Source organism: Kitasatospora sp. NPDC058243 (assembly GCF_042882025.1).
In the GTDB taxonomy this organism is placed as follows: domain Bacteria; phylum Actinomycetota; class Actinomycetes; order Streptomycetales; family Streptomycetaceae; genus Kitasatospora.
This window is the reverse complement of record NZ_JBHVWW010000100.1, coordinates 1-25,362: the sequence shown is the minus strand read 5'-3', so window position 1 is coordinate 25,362 and position 25,362 is coordinate 1. Positions and strand designations below refer to the sequence as shown.

At 71.3% G+C, this 25,362-nt stretch carries 25 protein-coding genes and 1 pseudogene; 13 read left to right on the top strand and 13 right to left on the bottom strand.

The genetic code is table 11. The annotated features are described in order from the left end of the window. Nucleotides 1-263 precede the first annotated feature (263 nt). The 3 genes from ACFVX9_RS37510 to ACFVX9_RS37500 form a co-directional block, all read right to left on the bottom strand. Nucleotides 264-1,775, bottom strand: a complete 1,512-nt coding sequence (locus ACFVX9_RS37510) for an HNH endonuclease (RefSeq protein WP_387986504.1) — start codon at nucleotides 1,773-1,775, stop codon at nucleotides 264-266. Between the two features lie 247 nt (nucleotides 1,776-2,022). Then, nucleotides 2,023-2,472 (bottom strand): hypothetical protein, encoded by a 450-nt coding sequence (locus ACFVX9_RS37505; RefSeq protein WP_387986501.1) that lies wholly within the window; start codon nucleotides 2,470-2,472, stop codon nucleotides 2,023-2,025. Between the two features lie 751 nt (nucleotides 2,473-3,223). Continuing rightward, entirely contained in the window at nucleotides 3,224-3,535 is a 312-nt protein-coding gene (locus ACFVX9_RS37500; protein WP_380486711.1) for a hypothetical protein, read from the bottom strand. A gap of 174 nt (nucleotides 3,536-3,709) precedes the next feature. Here ACFVX9_RS37500 and ACFVX9_RS37495 point away from each other — a divergent pair. From ACFVX9_RS37495 to ACFVX9_RS37485, 3 genes and pseudogenes are all read left to right on the top strand, one after another. Continuing rightward, nucleotides 3,710-3,823 (top strand): annotated as a pseudogene (locus ACFVX9_RS37495) (transposase); the annotation flags it as partial. Nucleotides 3,824-3,893: 70 nt separating this feature from the next. Further along, nucleotides 3,894-5,138: an MFS transporter gene (locus ACFVX9_RS37490; protein ID WP_387986508.1), complete on the top strand. Its 1,245-nt coding sequence runs from the start codon at nucleotides 3,894-3,896 to the stop codon at nucleotides 5,136-5,138. 32 nt (nucleotides 5,139-5,170) lie between these two features. Continuing rightward, a complete protein-coding gene (locus tag ACFVX9_RS37485) occupies nucleotides 5,171-5,464 on the top strand; it encodes a DUF1330 domain-containing protein (protein WP_380486715.1) in 294 nt (97 codons plus the stop codon). Nucleotides 5,465-5,725: 261 nt separating this feature from the next. Here ACFVX9_RS37485 and ACFVX9_RS37480 read toward each other — a convergent pair whose 3' ends face one another. Continuing rightward, entirely contained in the window at nucleotides 5,726-6,166 is a 441-nt protein-coding gene (locus ACFVX9_RS37480; protein WP_380375027.1) for a hypothetical protein, read from the bottom strand. 598 nt (nucleotides 6,167-6,764) lie between these two features. Between ACFVX9_RS37480 and ACFVX9_RS37475 the strand changes: the two genes are divergently transcribed. The 5 genes from ACFVX9_RS37475 (at nucleotide 6,765) to ACFVX9_RS37455 (ending at nucleotide 10,816) form a co-directional block, all read left to right on the top strand. Further along, a complete protein-coding gene (locus ACFVX9_RS37475) occupies nucleotides 6,765-8,195 on the top strand; it encodes an alkaline phosphatase family protein (RefSeq protein ID WP_387986498.1) in 1,431 nt (476 codons plus the stop codon). Between the two features lie 633 nt (nucleotides 8,196-8,828). After that, a complete protein-coding gene (locus tag ACFVX9_RS37470; RefSeq protein WP_063351740.1) occupies nucleotides 8,829-9,338 on the top strand; it encodes a hypothetical protein in 510 nt (169 codons plus the stop codon). A 203-nt stretch (nucleotides 9,339-9,541) separates the two neighbouring features. Beyond that, a complete protein-coding gene (locus tag ACFVX9_RS37465; protein ID WP_387986494.1) occupies nucleotides 9,542-9,925 on the top strand; it encodes a hypothetical protein in 384 nt (127 codons plus the stop codon). Between the two features lie 82 nt (nucleotides 9,926-10,007). Beyond that, nucleotides 10,008-10,265 (top strand): hypothetical protein, encoded by a 258-nt coding sequence (locus ACFVX9_RS37460; protein ID WP_380375031.1) that lies wholly within the window; start codon nucleotides 10,008-10,010, stop codon nucleotides 10,263-10,265. Between the two features lie 314 nt (nucleotides 10,266-10,579). Next, a complete protein-coding gene (locus ACFVX9_RS37455; RefSeq protein ID WP_063351744.1) occupies nucleotides 10,580-10,816 on the top strand; it encodes a hypothetical protein in 237 nt (78 codons plus the stop codon). 183 nt (nucleotides 10,817-10,999) lie between these two features. Here the strand turns inward: ACFVX9_RS37455 and ACFVX9_RS37450 are convergent, their stop codons facing one another. The 3 genes from ACFVX9_RS37450 to ACFVX9_RS37440 all read right to left on the bottom strand — a co-directional run bounded on the left by ACFVX9_RS37450 (nucleotide 11,000) and on the right by ACFVX9_RS37440 (nucleotide 13,591). After that, nucleotides 11,000-11,194: a hypothetical protein gene (locus ACFVX9_RS37450; RefSeq protein WP_363378680.1), complete on the bottom strand. Its 195-nt coding sequence runs from the start codon at nucleotides 11,192-11,194 to the stop codon at nucleotides 11,000-11,002. Between the two features lie 959 nt (nucleotides 11,195-12,153). Further along, on the bottom strand, nucleotides 12,154-12,633 hold the full coding sequence (locus ACFVX9_RS37445) for a hypothetical protein (protein WP_380486687.1): 480 nt from the start codon (nucleotides 12,631-12,633) through the stop codon (nucleotides 12,154-12,156). A 484-nt stretch (nucleotides 12,634-13,117) separates the two neighbouring features. Beyond that, nucleotides 13,118-13,591 (bottom strand): hypothetical protein, encoded by a 474-nt coding sequence (locus ACFVX9_RS37440; RefSeq protein ID WP_387986489.1) that lies wholly within the window; start codon nucleotides 13,589-13,591, stop codon nucleotides 13,118-13,120. A 190-nt stretch (nucleotides 13,592-13,781) separates the two neighbouring features. Here ACFVX9_RS37440 and ACFVX9_RS37435 point away from each other — a divergent pair, with 190 nt between their 5' ends. Then, nucleotides 13,782-14,069 (top strand): hypothetical protein, encoded by a 288-nt coding sequence (locus ACFVX9_RS37435; protein ID WP_387986486.1) that lies wholly within the window; start codon nucleotides 13,782-13,784, stop codon nucleotides 14,067-14,069. Here the strand turns inward: ACFVX9_RS37435 and ACFVX9_RS37430 are convergent. Further along, nucleotides 14,056-14,796, bottom strand: a complete 741-nt coding sequence (locus tag ACFVX9_RS37430) for an SDR family NAD(P)-dependent oxidoreductase (RefSeq protein ID WP_380375038.1) — start codon at nucleotides 14,794-14,796, stop codon at nucleotides 14,056-14,058. The two genes, ACFVX9_RS37435 and ACFVX9_RS37430, sit on opposite strands and share 14 nt — an antisense overlap. Before the next feature lie 44 nt (nucleotides 14,797-14,840). After that, nucleotides 14,841-15,896, bottom strand: coding sequence for an ATP-binding cassette domain-containing protein (locus ACFVX9_RS37425; RefSeq protein WP_380375040.1), 1,056 nt, complete (start codon nucleotides 15,894-15,896; stop codon nucleotides 14,841-14,843). A gap of 386 nt (nucleotides 15,897-16,282) precedes the next feature. On the opposite strand from ACFVX9_RS37425, the gene ACFVX9_RS37420 reads away from it, so the two are divergent. From ACFVX9_RS37420 to ACFVX9_RS37405, 4 genes are all read left to right on the top strand, one after another. Then, the gene (locus ACFVX9_RS37420; protein WP_363378667.1) at nucleotides 16,283-16,726 is read left to right on the top strand and encodes a pyridoxamine 5'-phosphate oxidase family protein; all 444 of its coding nucleotides are present in this window, start codon (nucleotides 16,283-16,285) and stop codon (nucleotides 16,724-16,726) included. Nucleotides 16,727-16,770: 44 nt separating this feature from the next. Beyond that, on the top strand, nucleotides 16,771-19,875 hold the full coding sequence (locus ACFVX9_RS37415; protein WP_387986480.1) for an amino acid adenylation domain-containing protein: 3,105 nt from the start codon (nucleotides 16,771-16,773) through the stop codon (nucleotides 19,873-19,875). Then, the gene (locus ACFVX9_RS37410) at nucleotides 19,872-21,110 is read left to right on the top strand and encodes a cytochrome P450 (RefSeq protein ID WP_380375044.1); all 1,239 of its coding nucleotides are present in this window, start codon (nucleotides 19,872-19,874) and stop codon (nucleotides 21,108-21,110) included. Before ACFVX9_RS37415 ends, ACFVX9_RS37410 begins: the two co-directional genes overlap by 4 nt. A gap of 87 nt (nucleotides 21,111-21,197) precedes the next feature. After that, nucleotides 21,198-22,487, top strand: a complete 1,290-nt coding sequence (locus ACFVX9_RS37405; RefSeq protein ID WP_387986477.1) for a cytochrome P450 — start codon at nucleotides 21,198-21,200, stop codon at nucleotides 22,485-22,487. A gap of 133 nt (nucleotides 22,488-22,620) precedes the next feature. Here ACFVX9_RS37405 and ACFVX9_RS37400 read toward each other — a convergent pair whose 3' ends face one another. The 4 genes from ACFVX9_RS37400 to ACFVX9_RS37385 form a co-directional block, all read right to left on the bottom strand. Beyond that, a complete protein-coding gene (locus tag ACFVX9_RS37400) occupies nucleotides 22,621-23,064 on the bottom strand; it encodes an SRPBCC family protein (protein ID WP_387986474.1) in 444 nt (147 codons plus the stop codon). Between the two features lie 30 nt (nucleotides 23,065-23,094). Beyond that, nucleotides 23,095-24,105 (bottom strand): aldo/keto reductase, encoded by a 1,011-nt coding sequence (locus tag ACFVX9_RS37395; RefSeq protein ID WP_380375050.1) that lies wholly within the window; start codon nucleotides 24,103-24,105, stop codon nucleotides 23,095-23,097. Between the two features lie 111 nt (nucleotides 24,106-24,216). Next, the gene (locus ACFVX9_RS37390) at nucleotides 24,217-24,447 is read right to left on the bottom strand and encodes a hypothetical protein (protein WP_387986470.1); all 231 of its coding nucleotides are present in this window, start codon (nucleotides 24,445-24,447) and stop codon (nucleotides 24,217-24,219) included. Then, complete coding sequence (locus tag ACFVX9_RS37385; RefSeq protein WP_387986467.1) at nucleotides 24,444-25,202, bottom strand: LLM class flavin-dependent oxidoreductase; 759 nt, start codon at nucleotides 25,200-25,202, stop codon at nucleotides 24,444-24,446. The genes ACFVX9_RS37390 and ACFVX9_RS37385 overlap by 4 nt, the downstream gene beginning before the upstream one ends. Nucleotides 25,203-25,362: the final 160 nt, after the last annotated feature.

Sequence of the window (25,362 nt, the reverse complement as noted above, 5' to 3'; positions counted from 1 at the left end):
GCCCTCCTGGCCACCTGGACCGGCGCCTGCTCGATATGCGGCCAACCCGCACCAACCCCCGACCCCCACCATAGGACCTAACAAAGCCCTACTAGAGGTCGACGGCCGTCACCGTTCGGCAGCCCCGTAGCCGTGTGGGCGAGCCGCCCGGTTCTGGCCGTGCAGCCGGCCCCGCATCAAACGAGCCCAGCCGGTCGCCGGCAACGGACAGCTCCGCGGCCATAGCCCGCGAACTCCGCCTCTCCGCAATGGCATAGCGTCCGTCAGCGCCCTCCGCGCGTCTGCCTGACGGGCTGGATGTACCGTGCCCATCGCGCACGGTGCCAGCGAACGTACTCCAGGCCGACGTCATGGCCGGGCTCCGTTTCCAGACGCTGCCGCACCGTGCCGGTCACCGTTTCCACGACGCGCAGGTCGTCGGTCAGGTAGAGGCCGCCCTGGTCGAACTGCGTGTGGCAGTTCGGGCACAGGCACAGGACGTTGCCGGTATAGTCGGGTCCGCCTTGGCTCAGCGGGCGGATATGAGCACCTTCGCTGATCGTCTGGCGTGGTCCCGGGATTCCCAGGACGCTGCCGCACATCTGGCACTGGTTGCCGTACCAGTCCTTGACGTCCTGAACGACCGCCCCGTCACGCCTGACCCGGCCCTTCCTGTCCCTTACCCCGCTGGCGGGCACCGCGGCAGGCGCGCTGACGGCATGGAGACCACCCGGCGGGAACAGTTCTCCCAGCGGCAGGGCCTGCGGCGAGCCGGTCGCGGTCCGGACCTGCCCGCCGATCCCGTCGAGAATGCCGCCGACGAGGTCCAGGGCATCAGGGCAGAGCAATCGGGCCCGATCCCGGCCGGAACGAGCAACCAGGGACCACGCCGCTTCGATGTGGCCGCCGGTGATCACGTCCGTGTCCTCGGCGAGGGCTAGCGCTGCCGCGATCCGGTGGGTGTGGGCGTCCAGTCGGACGAACTGGTCCTCCGGCAGGGACTCCTGGTCGTCGAAGCGAGCAGCGCTGAGCTGGACCGGCCAGAACTTCGCGGCGGCCTCACCCGTCATCGTGAACTGCACCTGCTGGTGCGACAGGCTGTCGTAGATCCGGGCGAGGCCCTCGACGGCCTGGGAAGCCACCGGCACTATCCGGCGGCCAGGGAGCGCGGCGCCGGGGATTACCGTTTTCCGGCGGAAGACCAGGAATCTGCTGGAGGAGGCCGCTTCCGTCTGTGCTCTGTACCTCCAGTCGCCCGCCGGCATCTCCCACAGCACCCCGATCCTGGGGGCCTCCCCCGCCTGGCCGCCCGCGCGCGAACGACGCTGATGTTCGAGGTTGCGGTACTCGTCGCCGTCCCAGGCCGTACGCAACGCGTACGCGAGGGAGTCATCGGAAAACGTCCTCGACGGGCGGTGCTTGACAGGGCTGCCGGTGAGCAGCAGAGAGAAGCCGGTGCCGGGGCGGGTACTCCGGGCGGACCGGCGCCAAGCGGCCCGCAGCCTGTCCGCTGTGGTGATGTCGTGGTGGCTGGTGAGCCGGCGAAAACGGCTGGAGTCCATACCGGCTGTGGCCAGGGCCGTGACCAGTGGAGGCCGGGCGTCGTCGGCCAGGAAGGCTCCCCACACCAGACAAGGCCATTCCATGTGGCCGACCGGCAGGACCGCCGAGGGGGCCACGGCGGCCGCCCACCAGCACAGGGCCGCCGCATAGACGTCCTCGGTGTGGATACCGTCCTGCAGCCCTGCCTGCCGCGCGATATCTCCCAACGGACCGCACATCACCACATCCGACACTGCGCCCTCCCCTTGTCTGCCATGCCACCAGGCCCTGGTGAACATCTATCACCCGTCACCGACAGAAGCCGTCCGGCGGCTGTCTCTCGTCCGGAGGCCCCCGTGGTCCCGGACGGCGACCGCAGCCGGGGACGCATCGGGCCCGGGACAAGACCGGCGTCGAGCGATCCCCGGAGATCCCAGACGGGCAGCGAGAAGCACCACCAAGCCGACGGCCGACACCGGAGTGCCAAGGAAGGCTCTTGTGTCAGGCCCGGCAGCAGGACTCGCCCGGATGACTGTCGATCGCGGCCAGCAGGTCCTGAGCCGCTACTCGCACCGCAGGGTCGCTGTCGTGGGTGAGCCGGTCCGCTGTCGGTCGGCGGCTCAGCACGGCCTGGTGGGCTTCCAGTTGCACCTTCGGCTGCCGCGGATTGCCGTGTTCGAGGATCGTCTGCAGCAACTCGATCACCCCGGCCCGCGACGTCACGGTCTCGGTGACCGCGAGGTCCCACAGAAAGGGAGCAGCGGCGGCAGTCGCATCGAAGACCGCCAACTCGCCGATCCACAGGGCGAGATCGCTCAGGGCTGCCGCACTCGCGAGGGCGTCGCCCCATGCGATCCGCGACAGCACGCCGGGAACATCTGCCGCAGATCCATAGGCATGCTTCAACTCGTCCCAGCGCACACGGCTTACGCCCTTGAGAATCGTCCCCACCCAAGCACTCCAGTCCACTCGTCAGACCCATGGCCCGGTCGGACTCATTCCACCTCGCCGACCGCCATGACCGCGAGTCCGGGCCGACACGACGCATAGGCACTCTCCGCGGGCGAGGCCGACGCCGTGGTGGAGAGCGCGAATGCCGTCATGGCCAGTCCAGCGCATCCAGATGGCGCCGTCCGCCGGCGGGCAGTCGAGGACCGTCCGGCCCAGGGCCTGGTCGGCTGGCATCGGGGCTACTGTTCACACCGGCCAGCGGAACGTTTCCCCCCACACCCGCACCCCCCAACCGGGCCGACGGCGGCTGGTCGACCCGACCGGGCCGCTCCCCCGTCGCGTGGTGCTGATCCTCCCTTCTCCACTTGCCCACTGACATCCAGCGGGGCCACCCCGGAGGCGGACAGGTCCTTGGTGAGCACACGAGCGCCGCCAGCCTGTAGTCCTCGGACAGGGGCCAGTTGTCCGCCCTCATGATCGGCACCAGCCCGGCCTGGACGGCACGGTCCTTGGGACCGCGTGGGTCAGCACGCGGCATCGGGGCCGAATCCCGCTTCCGCGCTGCAGCGCAGAATGGCGCTCCTGACGTCGCCGGCAGGAATTCGTCTTGGCGGGCAAGCCATTGCTCTCAGCCGGCAACAGGACAAGATCAACTCTTGATCCGAGAAGGACAGCCTTGCCGAAGACCTCGCCCGCGAACTCCAGGGTCGGAACCTGCCAGCACGTGATCAGCCGCCGCTCCGAGCCGCCTTCACGAGTCCGGGCCCTGAACTGGGCACTGCCAGTCGGCTGCATCGATCGCGTTGCCCAGCATGTCATTGAGGTGGAAGCAGTGGCCGTTGGCCCACACCGTGACCGAATCCCGCCGATGGTCGACCTGGAAGGGCTCGTCCCCACGCAACGTCCCGGACCAGGAACCGTCGCCTGCTGGTGAGTGAGTGACAATGGCGCGGGTCTGCCCCGGCGGAATCCGGTAGGTATCCGCCCAGGGCTCCACGGCCAGCTTCAGCGGCGCTTCACCGTCGTTTCCGACCAGCAGCCGCGCAGTTCCCCCAGCGAACATCTCCACCTCTTCTTGCCCTTGAGGGCGGTCTCACACGCAAACACCGTCCACAGGCGTACGCGGCCTGATCCTCACACACGTGATCACGTGTTCCAAGCCACCACCGAACTTGATCGAGCGGCTTCGGTGCCGTTCGCCTGACATCTGTTGGGTGGTTCCGGTAGCCCTGGGGGCGTGAGATACGCACACGGTGGCGGGTTGACCGACGCTGGGAGGGCCGCAAGGGAGCGGGTCCGGCTTCAGGCCGTGGAACGCTTCGCAGGAGGGCAGAAGAACCGGGAGATCGCCGCCTCGTTGCGGGTCAGCGAGCGGTCCGTAAAGCGCTGGCGCCGGCAGTGGTGCGAGCGCGCAGTGGACGCTGACCGTCGCGCTGCTCAGCAGCGCCGTCGCCACGCCGGTCCTGGGCCGGCTCGGAGCCGGCCCGCACCGGCGGGCCACGATCCTCGCCACGCTGGCGGTCGTCGTCGCCGGCAGCGCGCTCACCGTGCTGCCGCTGCCGTTCGCGTGGCTGCTGGCCGGCAGGGCGGCCCAGGGCGTCGGGCTCGGGCTGACGGCGCTGATGATGGGCGTGGCCCGGGACCACCTCCCCGAGGAGCGCAGCGCGGCCGTGATCGCCCTGATCTCGGTGGTCTCGATCATCGGGGCCGGCGTCGGCTACCCACTGGCCGCACTGCTCGCCGAGCTCGGCGGGGTACGGGCCGCCTACGGCCTCGGCCTGGTCGTCACCGCCGCCGCCCTCCTGACCGCGTGGCACTCCATGCCCGAAGCCCCCGAAGACCGCTCCGCCCACGTGGACGTGGCAAGCGCGGTCGTCCTGGCCGCTGCGCTGCTCCTGGTGCTGTTCCTCGCCGGCGAACGGAATCTGTGGAGCCGGCACCTCGCCGTGGTGGCAGGCCTCGCCGTCGTCGCGGTGGTGCTCCTCTGCGTCTGGGCCGTCATCGAGCTGCGCAGCACGACGCCCCTGGTCGATGTGCGGGCGGTGCGGCACCCGGCGGCCGCCGGGGCGAACCTCGCCATGTTCGTCGGCGGGATCGGCATGTACCTCCTGCTCACGCTCATCACCCGGTACGCGCAGACGCCGCACGACGCCGGCTACGGCTTCGGGCTGACGACCTTCGTCGCCGGGCTGGTCCTCATCCCGTTCTCGGTGCTGGGGTTCGTCGCCGGCAAGCTCACGCCGCGGGTCCGGACGCGGAACGCCGACCCCCTGCTCCTGGCCGGCAGTGCCGTCGTGGTCGGCGGCGGGTTCGCCCTGTTCGCGGCGGCCCGGTCGGACCTGACCGAACTGTTCGCGGCGATGGGCGTGCTCGGCTTCGGCGTCGGCGGCTTCTCGGCCGTGATGCCCGGCGTCATTCTGGCCGTCACCCCGAGGAGCGAGACGTCGAGCGCCATGAGCTTCAACTACGTCGTCCGCAGCGTCGGGTACTCCCTGGGCAGTGCCATCGGCGGCCTGATCCTCGCCGCGGGCACCGGCCCCGGCCGCCTCTTCCCCGACGACAGCGTCTACACCACCGCGGCGCTGGTCGGCATCGGTGCCATGGCGATCACGACGCTGACAAGCCTCGCTCTCGCCCGCCGACGCTCGTCCGAGACCAACCCGTAAGTCAGATGCACCATCCCAACACTGGAGGTTCCATGCCCAAGGGGTACTGGGTCAGCGTCTACCGCACCATTTCAGACCCTGAGAAGCTGGCTGCCTACAACAAGCTGGCCGGTCCGGCCGTCAAGGCCGGGGGCGGACGGGTCCTCGCCCGTGACAGTCGGGTCGTCGCACACGACGCCGGAATCGCCGAGCGCACCATCCTGATCGAGTTCGACAGCTTCGAGCAGGCCGTCGCGGCCCGCGAGAGTGCGGCCTACCAGGAGGCGCTGGTCGCCCTCTCCGACGGCGTCGAGCGCGACTTCCGCATGGTCGAAGGCATCGACTGACCGAGGTCCAGTCGATCTTCACTGAAGATCCACCGTCCTGGTTTCCGCTGGTGCGGCGGGGTTCGTGGGTGCTCGTGCTGGTCGTGGGCGGCGGTCTTCGGTCTTGATCGCCTGTCAGCGGTCGAGTTCGAGGTTCGTCAGGACGAGCAGAGCGCGGAGCAGGCAGCAGCCCGTCACGCGGCCGTGGGTCAGCCTTCGACAGGGCGGGTCGATGTGGGCCGACGGTTCAGCTCGACGCGAGTGTGCGCTGGTGGTCCCCGGTCAGCGGCGGCCGGTGGCCAGGATGACGAGGAACTGGCCGCCGCCCGCCTCGATGTCGGCGGTCACCGGCAGCCCCGGCGCTAGTCGGGAGAACCGGTCCACCAGCCAATCCGCCGCTTCCTGGGCGTCCTGCCTGGTCGGACAACGGCCCACCATCTCGCGGCCGCCCTTGCGCTCCAGCCTCGCGGCAACGGTGATCAGCGGCGCGGGTTCGGCCACGTACAGGCGGTCCGGCCAGGCGATGACCACCTTGACCGCGCCCTTGCGGCTGTTGCACCCGCGGTGCGCGAGCCGCTCGGCGACCTTGGCCTTCCGGTCGGCGGTCCGACTGTCAACGCTGGGCCCCCTGGGATCGTTCACCGACTTGTCGGGGTCGACCGGTTCGTCGCACACCCAGCATCGCCAGCCGTCGCGCTTGGCCACATCATCGAGGAGACTCACCCGGACAAACTAGCCTGCCCGGCCGCCACCCCGCGCACCAGGGCCTCGGCAACCGGGTGAGCGGTGGTCCACGTTGTTCCTGAGCAACGTGAGAATGATCGGGAATCTGCGGCCACCACCCGACTTTGCCGGCCCCTGGATGAAGATCACCGTAGTGACGTGCCCTGGAGGCCTACCTGTCCCATGCGTTCCAGGAGCTCCGTTCGCTGAACGCTTCCGCGAACTTGTCGTTTCTGGCTCTTTCGGGCAGTAGTGACGTCGCTTGTCTTCGGGTCTGGGCGGCGCCAACGCGGTCGTCAGATTGATCGCGGCCGGGCGGCGGGAGAAGGGCGATGGTCCTCGGCCGGCCCCGCTCGGACCGGGTGATGCACCGCCTGGCCATCGCCGTACGGACCCGTCCCCGCCCGGCGTTCGGGCATCGCTTCAGGGCTGTCAGCAGTGGGGTGCGGGGGCGGCTGCAGCGCCTGGCGGGTACCTGACATTCCTTGGCTGTTCATCCGTCATCTCCACTGCCTCGAAGCTCCCGGGGGAAAGCCACAGGTAGTCCGGTGCGGTGACATCCCGCACGCGCACCGGCGCGACGGAGAGGGTAGGGCTGATGTCCGGAATAACCCGACGGAGGCTGCTGGGATCGGCGGCCGGCGTGATGGGAGCGGCAGCGGCGATGAGCCTGCTGCCACCGAGTGTCCAGCGGGCGGTAGCGGCGGGGGTGCCGAAGGCCGGTTCGCTGCGGGACGTCGAGCACGTGGTCCTGCTGATGCAGGAGAACCGGTCCTTCGACCACTACTTCGGCACGCTGGCCGGTGTTCGCGGCTTCGCGGACCCGAACGCGCTGCGGCTGGACAACGGGCGCTCGGTGTTCTACCAGCCCGACAGCGTCAACCCGGACGGCTACCTGCTGCCGTTCCACCTGGACACCCGCACCACGAGCGCCCAGGCGATCCCGTCCACCAGCCACTCCTGGTCGGTGCAGCACCGGGCCTGGAACGGCGGGAAGATGGACCGGTGGCTGCCCGCGCACCGGTCCGCCGACGGCGTCAACGGCCCGTACGTGATGGGGTACTACACCCGGGAGGACATCCCCTTCCAGTTCGCCCTGGCCGAGTCGTTCACCATCTGCGACAACTACTTCTGCTCGGTCCAGGGACCGACCTGGCCCAACCGGCTGTACTGGATGACGGGTTCGATCGGAGCCGACGGCGGCCAGGGCGGCCCGATCATCAAGAACTCGGCGCCCGAGCCGCTGACCTGGAAGACCTACCCCGAACAGCTGGAGGCGGCCGGCGTCAGCTGGCAGGTCTACCAGGAAGCCGACAACTACGGCACCAACATGCTCTCGCTCTTCAAGAGCTTCCAGCAGGCCGCGCCCGGCAGCGCACTGCACCACAAGGGCATGACCGCCCGGCCGGCCGGCACCTTCGAGGACGACGCGCGCAACAACCGGCTGCCCGCCGTCTCCTGGATCCTGCCGACCAGCTACCAGTCCGAGCACCCGGACTACCTGCCCGCCGCCGGTGCCGACTACGTCGCCTCCAAGATCGAGGCGGTCGCGTCGAACCCCGAGGTCTGGGCGAAGACGGTGTTCATCCTCAACTACGACGAGAACGACGGGCTGTTCGACCACGTGCCGCCGCCGGTGCCCCCGGCCGCGACGCCGGGCGAGTTCGTCGGCGGCCTGCCGATCGGCGGCGGCTTCCGAGTGCCGTGCATCATCATCTCGCCCTGGACGGTGGGCGGCTGGGTCGCCGGCGAGGCCTTCGACCACACCTCGGTGCTGCAGTTCCTGGAGCGGTTCACCGGAGTCCGGTCGGCCACCGTCACCGACTGGCGTCGCAACGCCTTCGGGGACCTGACCTCCGCCTTCCAGTTCAACGGCGGCGCGTGCAGGGCCCCGGCGCTGCCCCCGACCGCCGAGCAGCTCGAACTGGCCAAGTACGAGGTGGCGAACTATCCGGCGCCCGCCCTTCCTGGCGCGGGCCAACAGTTCCCCACCCAGGAGCCCGGCGACCGGCCGCACCTGCCCCGATAACACTCAGTAGCACTCGGCGGCCTTCGCCCAGGGCCCGGGCCAAAGGCCGCTGCGCAGCGCCCGCCCGGCCGTGTCTCGGGCCGGAGCGGCGACCCAGCCACCGCGACGCTATTGCCGATCGTCAACGTGGCCGCCCGTCCCCGAGAGTGCCGTCCGGGAGGCCCATGTTGAACCCGCGACGGCCACGGCCGCTGGGAGTTCGAACTGCATCGAAGCACTTCGACCGGGTACCGTGCGGTCCTGCGAATCCATACCCTTGTCATGGGAAAAGAAGTGCAGGATGCACATACTGGATGACCTCACCGGTCTTTCCTCTCGTGCGAAGACCCTGCTTGAACGAACCGGCCGGCGCGATGATCCACAGGATCCCCGGCCCTCCACCGATTTCCGGGAGCAGCGACGCGCCACGTCGTTGGCGCGCATTCATCTGGAGCCGAGGTGAATCCGGCCGACGCCAGGTTGAAGAGGCCGCTGCACGAGCAACAGCCACAGCAGCCGGACAACAGATCGCGACAGCCACCGGATGACGACCACTGCTCGACAGAGCTGATTCCACAGAATGTCCGTTAACGGGTCCTTCGACCGCGCCGGAGCGGTAAGTTGACGGCTGCCGACTAGGGAAAGAGCACCGACGTGACCATCGACCAGGCTGCCCTCGGCAGCGCCGTGAAGGCGGTCGCCGCCGCCGCACACACCGATGACCCCGCTGCGCTGTACCGCGCCGTGATGCCACCGACGGGCACGGACACGCCCCCGGCCGAGGCCGCCAACTGGTTCGGGACGCTCCTCATCCACCTGGCGCTCACCGCGGCGAGCACTTCGCGGCTGGAACAGGGCTGCCCCCGGGAGACCGTCTCGGAATGGATCGAAGAGGCACTGGGCCCGCTGCCCACCCCCGCGCTGCTGCGCGCTGCGGACCCCGGCCACATCGACCACGTCGAGGCGGTCCGCGCCGCAGAGGACTACTCCCAGTGCCGCGAGTATGCCGTCGACCTGATCCGGATCGGCCTGACCGATCCGAATGAAGCACCGGACGCGCGAGGCGTCGATGCCCACTGCACGGTGACGAACGACAAGGACGCGCGGATCACCGTGATGGCGATGCTCGGCCGCCTCGCCGCCGATCCTGGCGAGCGAGGTTGACGGCGCCTCCCCCTTCCGGGTGAGCGGAGTCAGCGGGCGGGAGGATCGGCTTCCACCCGCTGCCAGCGCCGTCAGCACGGCGGCAGGCCGGCGCGTTTCAGGGCTGTGCAAACAGCGAACTCCCAAACGAATCTAGGTACTTGGGGTCCCCCACCGAAACGTCGCTTCATAGCCGCAAGGTCAGCAAGTTGTACCGGTTGGCCATGACGCGAACAGAGGAACCCACCGTCGATCAAGATCATTTGGCGCGGGGCAAGCGCAAAAGCCAGTTCGAAGTGACCACGGACGAGTGCTTCCGTGAGGGCTGCTGCCTGCCGCTCGGCATAGCGGACGGAGATGTTCACGCAGACGGATCCACCTGGGAACTCGCGGAATCCGCTCCTTCACGCCCGCGGCTGAGCAACGCCTTCCGCAAGCCAGCCGACATCACGTGCCCAACCGGGCACGACGTGTTCCAGGCCGCAGTCGCACTCGCCCTCGACGCGGACGGCCAAGTCCGCCGCGTGTCGGTCGGCCTGCGATGTCCGGTCGACGGCACGCTGCGCCTGCACCTCGACAACGCGCAGGTAGCGCCGAGCAAAACCTGACACCGACCTCGCCTGAGGAGCCTGGGCGCGGACGACCGACCGTGGTGATCACCACCGCTCAGCTGACGGGAGAATGAGCCGGGTGACCAACACCCAGCCCCTGCCCCGCGGGATCGGCGCCCTGATCCACGACGCCCGCGCCAAGGCCACGCCCGGCGAGCGGGCCGCCTCCCAGCTCCTGCACCTGCGCGAGGCGACCGTCCCCGTGCCGGTGCTCGCCGCAGCCGTCGAGCTGATCGCCCCGCAGCTGGACGACCCCGGCCCGGCCACCCGTGAAGCCGCCGGCGCCGTCCACGTCCGCCTGCTCACCGCCATCGAGGACGCCGCACCCGGCCGGTAGCCAGCCGACCGGGCCGGATGTCCCAACACTGTCCCGGCCCGGGCGTGAAAGCGCTCCTACCAGGGAAACGGCCTGGGACCATCCTGGTGAATCGGTCAAAACGGACTGTCAGGTTCCGGACAGTGCAAGAACTGTCCGGAAGACGATCGCCAGCCCGTCAGGCGAGCCCGTGACCTGCGCCGTCACAGAAAAACCACACCGCTTCCGGTCGAAATTGGTCTCGACCATTGCCTCGCCTTCACATTCGGAGGAGGCTCCTCGGCGAAGCGCAGGGGCACGGACCCCGGCGCTCACCATTGGGAGGAAGACCACTCATGTCGCTTCGCAAGGCATTCTCCGCTGTGGCCGTGGCCGGGGTCGTGGCCGGCGGCGCCCTGATCGCCGCCCCGACCGCCCAGGCGTCCACCTACACCTACATCGGCATATACCCGACCGCCGCCGCCTGCCACGCGGCCGGCCAGGCGTATGTGAACAGCCACCAGGCCATCGTCTACTTCTGCGACACCACCACCGAGACCGGCCCGGCACGGCTCTCCGTAGTCCTCTACTGAGCCGCCGGAACGCACTGATGGTGGGCCGCCGGTCGTGCGGCCCACCATCATCACTGAACGCCTCGCCGACGCCCAGCAGGAAACCGGCACCGTACTGGAGGCCACGGCGGTCGGCGAGATCGCCACCCAGGCCGTCGCCGACGGCCGACAGCACCAACCCACCGCTGGTGAGCTTGCGGGCGCTCACCGACCGCCGTCCTGGGGGTGGGGGCCGAGAGCGGCTGCGGCCAGGGCCTGCACGGCCGGCGCCCAACGGGCGATCAGGTCCATCACATCGGGCAGCTCTGCGGCGTAGGCGGTGAGGATGGTGCCGTCCTGGTTGCCGCTCAGGTCGATCGCGAAGCGGGGCACCGTGCGGTAGCGGTGATAGACCGTCATCTCCAACGGAAGCTCCTCTCCTGCTGAGTGCGCAGTGGGGTAGGCGTGGCGCTCTGGCCGGCCCGGATTGGTCCACTCAGGCAGTCGTAGAAGACCCCCCGGACGCGTGACAGTTCCGCGAACGGCTCGCACTGCCCGCCCTGTTCCACCAGACTCGCCCAGACTCACCATCACGGTCTTCGCGTCAAATCCTGTTCCTCTTGGTCGAGTTCAGGACCACGCGAAGGCCGCACCGCCGTCCCGGGAACACCCGGACGAGTGATCACCCGGCCCACCTGTTCGAAGCCGGACGATAAATCACAAGCTGAGCGTCGGCTTGAGCTGGAGGCGGAGTCGCACTCCTCGTGTTTCTGGTGGCAGGACCAGCAACGACCGCCGCCCACCAGGGTGACAGCCCCTCACGGCCCGGTCAGCCGCCGGTACCACCATGGCCGCCTCGACGCGTCGGGCCGGACGGAGGACGGCCGCCGGGCGGCGTGCGGGTCCGGCAGCGTGCGCCGTTCGAACTCCGTGTCGAGCCCGGCGACGATCCGCCCCAACTCGCAGCGGGCGCGCGGTAGCAGGGCGGGCAGTCATCGCCTCGATCTCGTCGCGCGCGCCGAGGACGTCGTGGCAGGGGCAGTCCGGCAGGGGCACGTACAACCACCGGCCGGGCTGGCGCAGGAATTCCTCGTACTGGCCGAGCGCCCTGCTCAGGTACCCGGGCTCGAAGCGCCGGGCTTCGAGGCGTCGTACGGCGGCCTGGGCGTTGCGCCGCAGGCCTCGGATCCGGCTGAACGGTCGGGGCTGCGAGCCCCGGGCGTACCGCGTCTGGGCGCGCAGGGCGCCGGGCGGCCTACGCGGCATCGCCCTTTCTGAGGGAGGTCATGGGCTCACCCTGCCATGCCGCGTGCCGACGCGCTCCCGGGTTTCCCGGCCGGGAAACCCGGGAGCGTGGACTGCGGGCTAGGGGTTACGGGTTACGGGTTGGGGATGCTGCAGTTGCTGTCCTGCGGGCCCGCCAGGGAGGCGCCGTTGGAGTAGTCGTGCTGGGTGCTGTAGGCGGGGCAGATCTGGTCGAGCGACGCGATGGCCGTCCAGATGTCCGGGGAAGTGGCGTGGATGTTGACGTAGCCGTAGACGTCCTTGCTGCTCTGGTCCCCGATGGTCGCCTGGCCGGCGTAGCCGTTGCTCGCCATCAGGTACACCTTGACCTGGGAGCCGTTTCCCTGGAAGCCGCCGGACCACTGGAAGTGGGCGATCGCCGTCCGGCTACAGCTGTCGTACTGCTGCTCGACCTGGCCGACGTATACGCCGTTGTTGTAGATGTTGCCCGGGAGGCCCTGGTCGCTCACCCCGCAGGCGAGACGCGGGGCCGGGGCGGCCGAGGCGGCGGTGCTCATCGTGAGCGCGGCGGTCGCCGCGAGGGTGACCGTGGCGACGGCGTGGCGAATACGCATTGGGTGTTCCCCCTGGGTCGGTCCCACGGCCGGAGCGGCCGGGGTTCGAGGGGAGCGTAGGCAGGCGCCGAGGAGGCGACGTAGGCGCGTTCAGGCCAAAACCCTTAGTTGGGGCACCAGTTGAGAGGGATTTGCCACCCCGCCGGCGGACGGATAACGGGAGTTGGGATCCCCGCCACCCGCCCGTCGCGTAGCCCTACGCCCCGGCGGGGCGGGTGAAACCGTAGGAGCCCTCGACCTCGGCGACGAGGAGGGAGCAGGCGGGCCCGGACGGCCGGCGCCGGGCAAAGGCGGCTGGACGCAGCTGCAGCCCTGACCGGCACCCGCACCTTGATGCCCAGCCCGGGCGGGGCATCAAGGTATTCGGATCGGCCGCCACCAATGCTTTGAACTGCCGGCTTTACCCGGGCTCCAGGCCTTCCGGGACCGACTGCGGGACAGCCTCCAAGGTGACCATCAAGGAATCCCGTTCTGAAACGGTCCGTCAGGTGCCCGGGCCAGCCGCTCCGCCCAGGGGCGGGGCGTCGACCTTCTCGACCGGGCCGAAGTCCCGGAAGGTGCCCGAGGTGCGCACCCGAAGCCCCTCGAACTCGACCAGCCGGTCGTAGCGGACAGTGCGGCCCTGGGCGTCGATCCACTGGTCGAGCTGGACTTCCTTGGCGTTCTTGGCCTTCAGGGTCTGGTAGAGCGAGGCCTCCACGGTCCTGATCCGCTCCAGGTCCACCCTGCCGGAGAGGCGGAAGCACGGTGTGCCGGCGCAGTCCTCCATGCCCTTGCGAGCGGAGGGGCCGAAGGAGAGGAGCAGCGTGGCGTAGCCGTGGTAGTCCGCGATCCGGTCGCCGCGCGGGGAGATGCTCCAGCCGTTGTCGCCCTTGGTGTAGGTCTTGCCGTCGTCGCCGACGATGACCGTGGGGCCGTCGCTGCCGCCGCCCAGGACGGTGACGGGGCCGGAGTTCACGGTCTCGTCGAGCTGGCCGGTGCGGACGGGGCCGTTGAGGTTGACCCGGCCCTACTGCCGGCCGGGCACCCGGGTGCCAGTAGCAGGGGGTGGCTGTCTCCCGATGAGACTCACCCGGTGCCGGTCACCGTCCCCATGGGGACTCGTGGCCACGGGGACGGGGAATTACGCCGACACGAAACCGCAGCTCGTGGGGAATTGCGCGACCGCCGACAAGTGGACGGCCAAGGGGGTGGTGCCGGCCGGGTCGGGGGCGGTCGAGTGCAGCACCACCTGGGACTTCGTGGCCCGGATCTCGACCAGCTGGCGGAGGGGTCCACCTCGGGTGACGGCCCCCGGCCCGGCCGTCGAGGGCGCCGGCCTCATCGTGGCACGCGGCTTCGCCGAGGCGGTGAACGGCGAACTGGCCGTCGAACCCGCCCCCGGCCGCGGCACCGCCTACGCCCTCGGCCTCGCCGAGCCGGTCAGACCTGGTTGAGGCCGCCGTCGACGAAGAGTTCGGCTCCGGTGGTGAAGGAGCTCTGGTCCGAGGCGAGGAAGAGGGCCGCGGCGGCGACCTCGTCGGGGCGTCCGATCCGGCCCAGCGGAATCCTGGCGACGAGTTCGTCCACCTCGGGCGCCTCCTCCGCGCTCAGACCGCGGATGGCGGGAGTCTCGATCGGGCCGGGGCTGATGGCGTTGACCCGGATGCCGCGGCCCGCGAGCTCGGCGGCCCACGTGCGGACGAGGTTGCGGTCGGCGGCCTTGGTGGCGCTGTAGACGCTCATCGCCCGGACGCCCGTCGACGCGTTGGTGGAGGAGAGCACGATCACCGAGGCGCCGTCCGGCAACAGGGGCAGCGCCTTCTGGACGGTGAAGACCACCCCCCTGACGTTGATGTCGAAGACCCTGTCGTAGTGCTCCTCGGTGATCTTCCCGAGCCGGGCGAACTCGCCGACGCCGGCATTGGCCACCACGACGTCCAGCCGTCCGCTGCGTGCCTCGATCGCCGCGAAGAGCCGGTCGAGGTCGTCGAGGTTCGACACGTCGCTCTGGACGCCGATGGCCCGTTCGCCGACGGCTTCCACGGCCTCGTCCAACTCGGCCTTGCGCCGGCCGGTGAGGTAGACGGTGGCACCTTCGGCGGCGAACCGACGGACGACGGCGAGACCGATCCCGGCCGAGCCCCCGGTCACCAGGGCGACCTTCCCATCCAGCTGTCCCATGGTTTCCACTCCCTTGACCAGCACTGCTTCGACCATCACTGGAGTTACTGCTTCCCGTGGGAGCGCCGAAGCCCCCGCCGGGAATTCCCACGGGCGTTCCGTGCCCACCGGCGCCGCCCGGCCCCGGAAGCCGTCCGAGGCGGCTTTCCCGGCTCGTTCTCCTCGGCCGCGTGGCCGGTGAGGAAGAGGAAGACGTCGTCGAGGGTGGGCCTGCGCAGGCCGATGTCGTCGATGAGGACGCCCAGCCCGTCCAGCTCGCGGATGACGTCGGCGAGCACCCGGGCGCCCCCGCCCACCGGCACGAGGATTCGCCGGGTGTGCTGCTCCACGCTGAGCGGGCCCCCACCGTACGGGGTGAGCGCAGCGACGGCCGCACCGATCTGCTCGCGGTCGTGGACCACCACCTCCACCCGCTCGCCGCCGGTCCTGGTCTTGAGGTCGTCGGCGGATCCGCGTGCGATCACCCGGCCGTGGTCGACCACGACGATGTCGTGCGCCAGCCGGTCGGCCTCCTCCAGGTACTGGGTGGTGAGCAGCAGGGTGGTGCCCTCCGCGGCCAGCATCTCGACGACCTCCCACAGCGCGAGCCGGTTGCGCGGGTCCAGACCGGTGGTGGGCTCATCGAGGAACATCACCGGGGGCCGCACCACCAGCGCGGCCGCCAGGTCGAGCCGGCGGCGCATGCCACCGGAGTAGGTCCTGGCCGGCCGGTCGGCCGCCTCGGCGAGGTCGAACCACTCCAGCAGCTCCCGGGCGCGCGCCTTGGCGTCCCTGCTCCGCATCTGGTAGAGCTCGCCGACCATCTGGAGGTTCTCCCGGCCGGTGAGGTACTCGTCGACCGCCGCGTACTGGCCGCAGAGGCCCAGCAGGCTGCGGACCCGGCCGGGGTGCTTGAGCACGTCCACCCCCGCCACGTGGGCGCTGCCCGCGTCGGGCCGCACCAGGGTGGTGAGCACCCGTACCGTGGTGCTCTTGCCGGCGCCGTTGGGGCCGAGCAGGCCCAGCACCGTCCCCTCCGGCACGTCCAGGTCGACCCCGTCCAGGGCCCGTACGTCGCCGAAGTCCTTCACCAGGCCCTCGGCCCGGATGGCCGCCCTCATGTGCCCCTCCTTCTCCTGGAACCAGCCGGGAACCACCTGACGGCCGACACTGGCAGGATCCCCCCGGAGCGCCCGTAGTGCGCTTCGGCGGGGGATCGGAGGCACCGCGTGCGCGGCCGCCGGGATGCGGGCCACCCGGGTGTGGTGGAAATGTGGAGGAGAGAGCCCGGCCCGGCCCTGCCCTGGCCGCCCCGCCGGGTTCCCGAAGGCCGTGTGCACCGGACGAGAAGGACCGAGGACCCGCACAGACCTGCGGCGGTCACACGCCGGCCGCCCGGAGGCCCCCGCCGGCTCACCCTCCCTTGCGCGAATCGATACCGGATGCGTCTCCTGTCGATACCGGATGCGTCTCCTGCCGAATCGAGGCGGTACCAGTGGATCTCAGGATGTCGGTCGAAGCCCGGGAGGCGTTCCTCGCCGGCCCGCACGTGGGAATCCTGGGGGTGGACGACGCGCGCGACGGCGGCGGACCGCTGCTCGTCCCGCTCTGGTACTCCTACCGGCCCGGCGGGCTGGTGACGATCCAGACCGGGCGGACGACGCTGAAGGCCCGGCTCATCCGCAGCGCGGGCCGGTTCAGCCTCTGCGCGCAGGTCGAGTCGGCGCCCTACCGCTACGTCAGCGTGGAGGGGCCGGTGGTGGCCGTCGAGGACCCGCTGCCGCCGGCCGCACGCGAGGAGCTGGCCCGCCGGTATCTGGACGCGGACACGGCGGCGGCGTACCTGGACGCCAACCGGCGGCAGCTGGCCGATGACGTCCTCATCCGCATGAGGCCCGAGAGATGGCGGACCGCCGACTTCGCCGCCTTCGCCAAGGAGTTCGAACCCTAGCTTCCCGCGCGCGGTCCGTGTGCGGCAGAGAGCGTGACGTCCCGATGAACACCCGAACAACGACGCATCAGGAGGCGGCCGAGCACGCCGCGGCGGTGCCGTATCCACGCGATCGCTGCCTCCACGAGCTGTTCGACGCCCGGGCGGTGCACCGCCCGCGGGCCATCGCCTCCGTACAGCACGGCCGCGGCATCAGCTACGGCGAACTCAAGCTCCGCTCCGACGCGGTGGCGGCCCGGCTGCACGACTCCGGCGTGCGGTACGGCGACACGGTCGGGGTGTGCGGGGCCCGCTCTCCGGAGGCGCTGGTCGCGTTCCTGGGCATCCTCAAGACCGGTGCGGCCTACGTCCCGCTCGACGACGCCTCACCACCCGCGCGTCTGCAGGCGATGGCCGAGGACGCGGGGGTGCACACCGTCGTCACGCTGCCCGGCAGTTCCCGCCGCATCCGGCGCGTGCGTTCCCGCATCGACCTGGGTGGCCTGGCTCCGACCGCCCCGGCCACCCCGACCGCCCCGGCCGCGGTGCCGCAGGCCCGGGTGCTCCCCGCGGACTGCGCCTACGTGATGTTCACCTCCGGCTCGACCGGCCGCCCCAAACCCGTGGCGATCCCGCACCGCGGCATCGTCCGGCTGGCCGCCTCCGACCTGGTCCGGCAGCGGCCGCGGCCCGGTGAGCGGGTGCTGCACGCCTACGGCCTCTCCTCGGACGCCTCCACGATCGAGATCTGGCCCGCGCTGCTCGCCGGCGCCTGCATCGTGATCGCCGACCAGGAGGAACTGCTGTCGCCGACCGCCCTGGAATCGCTGCTGCTCTCCGAGCGGGTCAGCATCGCCTACCTGACCACCGGGGTGTTCCACCACATCGCGCGCACCAGGCCCTCGGCGCTGCGGTCCCTGCGGTTCGCCTCGGCCGGAGGCGAGGCGATGGACGCGGAACTGGCCCGCGCGATACTGGCGGCCTGCCCGGACACCACCGTGGTCAACTTCTACGGCCCGACCGAGAACAGCGTGGTGTCCACCGCACACGCGCTGCACGACCTGCCTCCCGAGGCGACGGCCGTGCCGATCGGCCTCCCCCTGGAGAACTCCACCTGTCACGTGCTGCGCCCGGACGGCACGCTCGCCGACACCGGCGAGGAGGGCGAGCTCCTCGTCGGCGGGGACGGGCTCGCCCTGGGGTACCTCGGCGACCCCGGGCTGACCGCCGAGCGCTTCGTCGACGACCTCGTCCAGCCCGGCACGCGCCTCTACCGCACCGGTGACCGCGTGGTCCGGCACCCGGACGGCGTACTGGAGTACCGGGCCCGGGTGGACCGGCAGATCAAACTGCGCGGGCACCGCATCGAACCGGACGAGGTGGAGGCGCGGCTGCGCGCGGACGACACGGTGGGCGAGGCCGTCGTCGAACGGGAGGGCGACACCCTGATCGGGTACGTGACCCCGGCCCACCCCGGCCAGGCACTGACCCTGGACCGCATCCGCAGCGCTCTCGCCACCTGGCTGCCCGCGGCCGCGGTGCCCGCGCGACTGGTGGAACTCGCGCGGTTCCCGGTGACGGCCGGGGGCAAGGTCGACCGCGCCCGGCTGCGCAGGCTGACGGCGACCGAGGAGGCTGCCGTCCCGGCGGCGGTGAACGGCACCGCGTTCGGCCCGCAGGACACGGTGGCCCGGATCTGGCAGGTGGTGCTGGGTGTGCACCCGGCGCCGGGCGACAGCTTCTTCGACATCGGCGGCGACTCCCTGCTGGCAGCCGAGGCCGTCACCCGTGCGCTGGCCGCCTTCGGCCTCGACGCCCGGCACGGCCGCACCCTCGTCCACAGCCTGCTGCGCTCCCCGACACTGGAGGACTTCACCGCCGCCGTCGTCGCCGTCCAGGGCCCGCCCGGCAGGGTGAACGCCGACGCGGGCCCGGTGGACTTCCGCGCCGAGGCACGGCTGGGCTTCACCCTCCCGCAACCGCGCGGGCCGGAGCCGGACTGGCACCACCCCGCGGAGGTGCTGCTCACCGGCGCCTCCGGCTTCGTCGGCGCCTTCCTCCTGGACGCGCTGCTGCGCCGCACCGACGCCCGGGTGTGCTGCCCGGTGCGGAGCCGGGCCCCCGCCCACGCCCGGCAGAAGGTGATGCGCAACCTCGCCCGCTTCGGCCTCGCCACCCCCGAAGCCGCCGACCGCATCGTGTGCCTCCCCGCCGACCTCGCCGAACCCGGCCTCGGACTGGAACCGGGCCGCGCCGACGAACTCGCCGACACCGTCGACCTGGTGATCCACTCGGCCGCGCAGGTCAACTTCATCTATCCGTACGACGCGCTGCGCCGCACCAACGTGGAAGGCACCAGGGAGCTCATCCGACTGGCGGCCGGGCGCCGGGTGCCGGTGCACTTCCTCTCCACCATCGCGGTGCTCGCCGGCTTCGGAACCGCCGGCGTACGGCACGTCGACGAGGACCTGCCGCTCGACCACGCCGACGGGCTCACCATGGGCTACGCCGAGAGCAAGTGGGTCGCCGAGGAGGTGCTGCGCGACGCCGCGGACCAGGACCAGGGCCTGCCGGTGGCGGTCTACCGTCCGTACGAGATCACCGGCGACCGGCACACCGGCGCGTGCAACACCGACACCGCGATCTGCTCGCTGTTCAAGACCATCAGCGAAACCGGGCTCGCCCCCGACATCCGGCTGCCGCTGGACTTCGTCCCGGTGGACTTCCTCTCCGACGCCCTGGTGCACATCGCCACCACCCACCGCGCCACCCGCCGGACCTACCACATGACCAACCCCCGCGCCGCGAGCCTGTGCGACATGCTCGACCGGATGGACAGGGCCGGCCACCGGATCTCCCGGCTCCCCTACGAGCAGTGGGTGGGCGAGCTCGTCCGCCACGTCGCGCAGCACCCCACGAGCCCCACGGCCCCGTTCGTCTCGCTGTGCGTGGACCGCTGCAAGCAGGCCGACATGTCCGTCAAGGAGATGTACTTCGAGGGCACCTTCCCGACCGTCGGGCGGGCCAACGTCGAGCACGACCTGGCCACCTCGGGCCTGCACTGCCCTCCCGTCGACGCGGAGCTGCTGGACCGCTACCTGGAGTACTTCTACACCACCGGTTACCTCGAACGCCCCTGCCCCCGCCACCCGGAAGGGGCGCGGGCATGAGCGCACGGCCGCCCGGTGCGCGGGGGGCCGGCGCCGAGCCGGACGTCCTGGACTTCCCGCTCCCGCCGCCGGGCACCATGGGGCCGCCCGAGGAGTCCGCGCGGCTGCGCGAGAACTGCCCCCTGGCCAGGGTCAGGCTGCCGATGGACGCGACCGCCTGGTACGCCACCCGGCACGAGGACGTCCGGATGCTCTTCGCGGACCCCCGGCTGATCAGGCCGACCATCAACGACTGGCCGCCGCGTCCCGGGCAACCCGCGGACGACGGGCCGCGCCTGGTCACGATCGCCGAACTCGACGGCCCCCGGCACGCGGCCCTGCGCCGGGCGCTGGCCGAACCGTTCAGCTCCCGGGCCGTGCGCGACCACCTGCCGCGCATCCGCGGGCTGGCCGGGCGACTGCTGCGGGCGTTCGAGGACAACGGCCCGCCCGGCGACCTCGTCGCCGGCTTCACCGACCCCTTCCCCCTGCTCGTGCTCTGCGACCTGGTGGGCATCCCCTTCGAGGACCGGGACCGGTTCCTCCCGGTGCTGGACGCGGCCCTCGGCGGCATGGTGACCTCGCAGGAGGGGCGCCGGGTCACCGACCTGCTGCGCGAGTACGTCGCCGCACTGATCGTCCGGAAGCGGGACCGGCCCGGCGACGACGTCCTGACCCGGCTGGTCCGCCGGTGCGACGACGGCGAGCTGACCCACGACGACGTGATGGCCTTCGGGCTGTCCATGCTCACCGTCGGCTTCGGCATCAGCAGCTTCTTCCTGGCCGACACCGTGCACACCCTGCTCGACCGGCCGGGCCTGTGGGCCCGCCTGCGCGACGGCCGGGAGCTGATGCCCGGCGCGGTGGAGGAGTTCCTGCGCTACATGCCGGTGATGAACGGCACCGTGATCCTCCTGGCGACCGAGGACATCGAGCTGCGCGGGCGGACGATCCGCGAGGGCGACGCCGTCATTCCCGTACCGGCCTGCGCCAACCGCGACGAGCGGGTGTTCGCCGACGCCGACCGGCTCGACCTGGAGCGGGCCGGCGCGACCACGGGCCGCGGGGGCCACCTCGCCTTCGGACGAGGAGCCCACAACTGCCTCGGCGCCCACCTGGCCCGCGCCGAACTGACCGCGGGAGTCGAGGCGTTGTTCGACCACTTCCCGCGGCTGCGCCTCGCCGAAGGACAGGAACCCGCCTGGGACGACGAATCCGTGACCAAGTCACCGCTGACCCTCCCGGTCAGCTGGTGAGACCCGACCGGCCACCTCGCACACGATCACCTCGTACGCGGCCACCTCACACCCGGCCACCTCGTACGCGACCAGGGAGCACCGCCAGTGAGCAGCTCACCGCCGCAACCCGCCGCCGACCCGCCCGCCATCGACCTGCCCCTGCCGCCGCCGGGCACCATGGGCCCGCCCACGCAGTACGGGTGGCTGCGCCGGGAGTGCCCGCTCGCGGAGGTCCGGCTGCCGATCGGCGCCACCGCCTGGTACGCCACCCGCTACGAGGACGTCCGGGACCTGATCGCGGACCCCCGGCTGATCCGGCCGACCATCAACGACTGGCCGCCCCGGCCTGACCGGGCCGCCGACGACGAACCGGGCCTGATCACGATGATGGAACTGAACGGCCCCCGCCACGAGGCCCTGCGCCGCGCTCTGGCCGAACCGTTCAGCGTCCGTTCCGTCCGGCGCCGGCTGCCGCGACTGCGCCGGACGGCCGATGGGCTGCTGGACGACTTCACGGCCGCCGGGCAGCCCGGCGACCTGGTCGGCGGCTTCCTGGAGCCCTTCCCGCTGCTGGCCATGTGCGAGCTGGTGGGCATCCCCTACGAGGACCGCGAGTACTTCCTGCCCAGGGCGGACGCCGCCCTCGGGGCGATGGTCACCCTGGACGAGGGCCGCGAGGTCACCTCCGAACTGCGCGAGTACATCGCGTCACTGCTCGACCGCAAGCGGCGCGAGCCCGCCGACGACGTCCTCACCGGGCTGGTCCACGCGTGCGGGCCCGGCACCCTGGACGGGGAGAGCGTGGTGACCTTCGGGCTCTCGATGCTGGTCGCCGGCTACCGCACGAGCACCATGTTCCTGGCCGACGCCGTGGTGGCCCTGCTGACCGCGCCCGACCGGTACGCCCGGCTCCGCGACGACCGCGGCCTCCTACCCGGCGCGGTGGAGGAACTCCTGCGGTACATACCGGTCATGAACGGCGTCGTGGTCCTCCAGGCCGTCGAGGACATCGAGTTGCACGACCGCAGGATCCGCGCGGGCGACGCCGTTCTGCCCGTCCTCGCCTCGGCCAACCGCGACGAGCGGGTGTTCACCGACGCCGACCGGCTCGACCTGTGCCGGGCGGAGAACCCGCACCTCACCTTCGGCCGGGGTGCGCACAACTGCATCGGCGCGCACCTGGCCCGGGCCCAGATGGCCGTGGGACTGGAAGCCCTGCTCGACCGCTTCCCGCGACTGCGCCTCGCCGAGGGACAGGAACCCGCCTGGGACGACGAATCCCCGAGCAAGTCACCGCTCACCCTCCCCGTCAGCTGGCACGCCACCACCGCCGCGGCTCAAGGGGTCGGCGATCCACCGGAACGACCGCGAAGCCACCGGCCCCCGCCGCCGTGAGGACACCGCCGAGCGTTGCACTCACCGCCGCGCGCCGGGAGGAAGGGCCCTCCTGCTGGGCCGGCAGAGACCTTGGACGACCGCTCCGCGGGGAGCGCGCGTACGGAGTGCGTTGGGAAGGCGGCCCCGGGCCTCAGGAAGGCGTCAAGGACGGGCTGACCGCGGCGAGGGTGCTGTGGAGGGCGGCGAGGCCGTCGCGGTAGATGGTGGTGAAGAGGGCCACGGCCTCGGCCTCGGTGGCGCCGTCGGGGTTGAAGCGGCCGGACCACTGGACCTCGGCGGCGTTCTCCTGGCCGGGGACGGCGTGGACGCGGATCGTGGAGACGTAGCCGTTGACGGGGAACGGGGCTTCCAGGATGGCGTAGCTGTAGTGGCGCTCGGCCTCGTTGAAGGCGACGAGGCGCTCGATGATGGTCCCGCCCTCGGGGTTGCGCAGGCGGCGGACGCGGCCGCCTTCGAGGGCGGTGCTCTCGGGGATGTACGGGAGCCAGTCGGGGAGGGAGTCGAAGCCGCCGATGAGGTTCCACACCTTGTCGGGGGAGGCGGGGACGATGCGGCTGACGGAGGTGGAGGCCATGATCGGATTTCCTGACGGGTCGGGGGTGGTTCAGGCGCCGTACGGCAGCGGGGCGGCCGGGCTGACGAGTTCGGCGGAGCGCAGCTCCTGCCAGAACGCGGCGGGGACGGTCTCGTTGAGCGCCGCCTGGTCCTCGGCGATGCGGCTGGGCTTGGTGGCGCCGGCGACGACCGCGGCGGTGACCGGGTGGGCGAGGGAGAACTGCAGGGCGGCGGCCTTGATGCTCACGCCGTGCTCCGCGGCCAGGTCCTTGAGCCGGGTGACGCGCTCGATGATGTGCGCAGGGGCTTCCTGGTACTCGAAGTGGGTGCCGCCGGCGAGGATGCCGGAGCTGTAGGGGCCGCCGACGACCATGCCGACGCCCTGCTCCTGTGCCATCGGCAGCAGGCGCTGGAGGGCGTGCTCGTGGTCGAGGAGGGTGTAGCGGCCGGCGAGGAGGAAGCCGTCCGGACGGGGCTCGTCGAGGGACAGGGTGAGCTCGATCGGCTCGGTCTTGTTGACGCCGAGGCCCCAGGCCCCGATGACGCCCTCGTCGCGCAGGCGGGACAGGACTCGGAAGGCGCCGGTGCGGGCCTCCTCGAACTTGGCCAGCCACTGGTCGCCGTGGAAGTCCTGGGCGATGTCGTGGACCCAGACGATGTCCAGGCGGTCGGTGCGCAGGCGCTTGAGGCTGTCCTCGATGGAGCGCTCGGTGGCCTCGGCGGTCCAGACGTGCAGCATCCTGTTGGGGTTGCCGTGCTCGAACAGGCCGCCCTTCTCGCCGAGTTCGCGGGCGCCCTCCTCCAGTTCCGCGAGGATGACGCGGCCGACCTTGGTGGAGAGCACGTACTCGTCGCGGGGCTTGGCGCAGAGGACCTCGCCGAGGCGTTCCTCGGCGAGGCCGGCGCCGTAGAAGGGGGCGGTGTCGTAGTAGCGGACGCCGTGCTGCCAGGCGGCCTCGACGGTGGCGGCGGCCTCCTGGTCGGGGATCGCGCGGAACATGTTGCCGAGCGGGGCGGTGCCGTAGCCGAGCTTGCCGGGGAGGAGTTCCTTGAGGGACATGGTGGTGCCTTTTCGAAACGGAGGGTGCGGGGCGCAAAGGGTCACGCAATAGATGCGAGCGCATCTTGCATGCGTTAACAATAGTTGCAGGCGCGCTGTAATGCAAGGGCCCTACGCGCCGGATGCGGGGAAGCGCGGCAGGACGTACTCCGCGAGCTCCTGCAGCAGTTCCTCCACCGGCCGGTCGTTGGGCCGCAGATTGAAGGAGACGTGCGAGACCCCGAACAGCGCCATGGTCTCCAGGTGCTCGATCAGGGCGTTGCGGCCGGTGCTGAGGCCGAGCCGGATCGGACGGGCCGGGGCGTCCGGGTCCTCCTGGAGGGTGAGCACCATCGGGGTCACGTACGGCTTCTCCCCGGCGAGTTCGCGCCACTGGCGGGTCCGCAGGCGCAGCGCGCCCAGGTCGCGGGGTAGTTGAGCGAGGCGTCGGCGTGCTCGGCGATCCACTCGGGCGTCTGCTGGGCGCCTCCGGCGACGGCGATCGGGATGCCCGCCGCCGCCGCCGGTTTCGGCAGGACCTCCAGCTGGAAGTCCGGGCCGAGCCCGGCCCCGGGCAGTTCCAGCGGGCCCGGGCGCCAGGCGGCGCGCAGGGTGTGCAGTCCCTCGCGGAAGGCGGCGCCGCGGGCCTCGAAGTCCCGCCCGAAGAGCGGGTACTCGACGGGACGGTCGCCGCTGGCGAGGCCGAGCAGCATCCGGCCGCCGGAGAGCGCGTCGACGGTGGCAGCGGCCTTGGCGACGAGCAGCGGTTCGCGCAGCGGCAGGACGACGGCCGCGGTACCGAGGACGGCCTGCTCGGTGACGGCGGCGAGGTGGCCGAGGTGGGTGAAGGTCTCGAAGACCGTCCCGGCGTCCCCGAAGCGGACGGGGTCGAAGAGCGGGACGTCGCGCACCCAGAGGCCGGCGAAGCCGAGCCGGTCGGCGAGCCGGGCGAGGCGCGCGTGGTCGGCGAGGTCCGGGACGCCGTGGGGGCGGCCGGCCGTACGGTCGGTGGCCTGCCGGGACGGGCCCCAGTCGTTGTCGAGGGGGAGTTCCAGGCCGAGGGTGAGCCGGCCCTCGCCGGGGGCGAGGCGGGCGAGGGCGGGGTGACGGGGTGCCATGGGTGAATCGGTCCTCAGAGCGGGGGGAACGGGCGAAGCCCGCTGCGGGTGCAGCGGGGAGGGGCGGGTCGGCGCTGGGTTTCCGGGGGTTGGGGGTTGTTCCTTTCGACTTTCCCGGTTTTGGGTCGTTCTCCAGCTTCGGTCTGTGGTGGGAACGGGG